This is a genomic window from Streptomyces iconiensis (assembly GCF_028657195.3).
GTDB lineage: Bacteria > Actinomycetota > Actinomycetes > Streptomycetales > Streptomycetaceae > Streptomyces > Streptomyces iconiensis.
Genome location: NZ_JANCPR020000111.1, coordinates 1 through 2,125, shown reverse-complemented (window position 1 = coordinate 2,125; position 2,125 = coordinate 1). Strand labels below are relative to the sequence as shown.

The 2,125-nt window shown below is 63.3% G+C and carries 2 protein-coding genes; both read left to right on the top strand.

All coding sequences use genetic code 11. The annotated features are described in order from the left end of the window. The first annotated feature begins 1,219 nt into the window (after window positions 1-1,219). On the top strand, window positions 1,220-1,837 hold the full coding sequence (locus NMN56_RS42870; protein WP_274048556.1) for an RICIN domain-containing protein: 618 nt from the start codon (window positions 1,220-1,222) through the stop codon (window positions 1,835-1,837). Continuing rightward, window positions 1,834-2,125 (top strand): RICIN domain-containing protein (locus tag NMN56_RS42865; protein WP_274048557.1); only part of this gene is annotated, 292 nt, incomplete at its 3' end. The genes NMN56_RS42870 and NMN56_RS42865, both read left to right, overlap by 4 nt.

The window sequence follows — 2,125 nt, the reverse complement described above, 5'->3', positions numbered from 1 at the left end:
GGTCTGCTCCGCAGACACGCCGCGCCGCCGCTACGCGGCGGAAAACACCGTGCCCTCCGGGCACGGCCCACCCCCTCCGGGGGTGGGGCCCCGGCCTCCGGCCGGCGCCAACCGAACCGGGAGCCGGAGAGTTTCCCGTTTCTGAGACGTGCGCCCGTCCCGTGGTGCGGTGACCGCGTGCCCCCTCCGGGGTCATGCTGGGCGGGCTACAAGAAAGGAGATGCGTGCCTGCTCGCCCCTTCCCAGTATGCACCGTGGGGTTGGTTTTGGGATTCGGGACCACTCCCCCTCACTCTTCGAAGACTTTCCCCTGATGTCCCGTCAAGCGAGCAGCACAGAATCGGAATTGGAACACGGTGCCACTCCCCCCGCGAATGCAGGGGGATTTCCCTGACGCCTGCTCAAGTATGCATTCTGGGGTACGTATTGGGGTTACCGCACACTTCCCCGCGTAGCATGATGCCTTCCCCTCCGCAGGCTCACATTCGTAATCCGATTCCAGGTGCTGGGATCAGAGAACAGCTGCAATGCCAGCCCAGAGCGGGCCCCTTCCCGAGCGGTCCGCGCCTTCCCCCCCACATCCGGGTCTTACAGACACCACACCAAACCGACAACGACAAAACCGCAGAAAAGTAAGCAGTAAGACGGCAGCAGCGTCAGCAGTGCATCTGCCCTGACCAGCGACGACGCTTACTGACATCCGCGCGGCCAACCACTGACAAAACGACGCGGCCCATCGCGGTTTCGCCTTACCAGACAACACCGGAATCACCACTTCATTGACCCGGCGCGACGGCCTACCGCATTGGTTCACCACCTACCTCACAGGTTTACCCGGCATTCCCACCTACGGGTGGACGTGTCCGATGTGTATCTGTCCTACCTTTCTCACTATCGGCGACCCCGCCAAAGTCGGCAGTCGGCCACTGCGGACCGTCCAGTGAGCGAAGGGGAACGACAATGCCGATGCCGTCACTGGACGTCGTCAGCACAACGAAAGGAGAACGGCATGAGGACGGCGTGAACGTGCGGACGGACAAGGGGGAGCATATGAAGTTTCACAGGAAATCTCTCCGTCGGCAGCTAACGACCGTTGCTGGGGCTATCGAACTGGCCGGGGTCTTCCCTCTGGCTACGAGCACGCCAGAGGCACACACGGCGTACAAGGACCACCCCAGTCGACAGGCGGGCTACGTTTCGACAAGAGGAGTACGAGCACATGCGCACATTGCTCACTGCATTGGCAGTGGCGGGAACGGCCGCTGCCGCGGCGTTTCCCGGCTCGGCCACAGCCGTGCCTCATGCTGACAGTGGCGCGTCGGCGAGCACGACAGCGTCTCGGGAGGTGTCGGTGTCAGGAGAGACGGCCGGCCTCGGAGAGGGCGCCGCGCTGCGCCCTGTGGCCGGGCGGGACAACATCTACTACCTCAAGGTGAAGCACAGCGGTAAGTGTCTGACCGTGCGGGGCGCCAGCAAAGCCAACAACGCAACCGTCAACCAGTACCGGTGCGTCAGCGGCGCCAAGAACCAGTGGTGGATCGAGTACTTCATGGGCGGAATCGCCCGCCGGTTCGTCAACTTCAACAGCCAAAAGTGCCTTTCTCTGCGAGGGGGAAGCACTGCCAAGGGCACTCCCGCGGTGCAGCGAACCTGCAACGGGGAACCGGACCAGACCTGGTTCACCACAGCCCCGCACCGACAGGGTCCGATTACCCCGAGCCGTACCCAGGGGAAAAAGTGCCTGGACGTGCAGGGAGCCAGTAAGGCGGACAACGCACCGGTCATCACATGGTCGTGCAACAAGAAGAACAACCAGAAGTGGGTGGGCGTCGGATGACCACACGGTTCAAGAACTCCGCAGCATTACCGTTCTGGGTGGCGGCAGCCGCAGTCCTGGGTACATTGGCCAGCGGCGCGCCGAGTGCTGCGGCCAACGTGTCCGAATCTCCCCACAGCACCGCTGATGCCTCGGCACAGAACGTCCGGAAGGTGATCAGCAAGCACAGCGGTAAGTGTCTGACCGTGCGGGGCGCCAGCAAAGCCAACAACGCAACCGTCAACCAGTACCGGTGCGTCAGCGGCGCCAAGAACCAGCAGTGGCGCATGGAGATGTCCGGCGGGGACG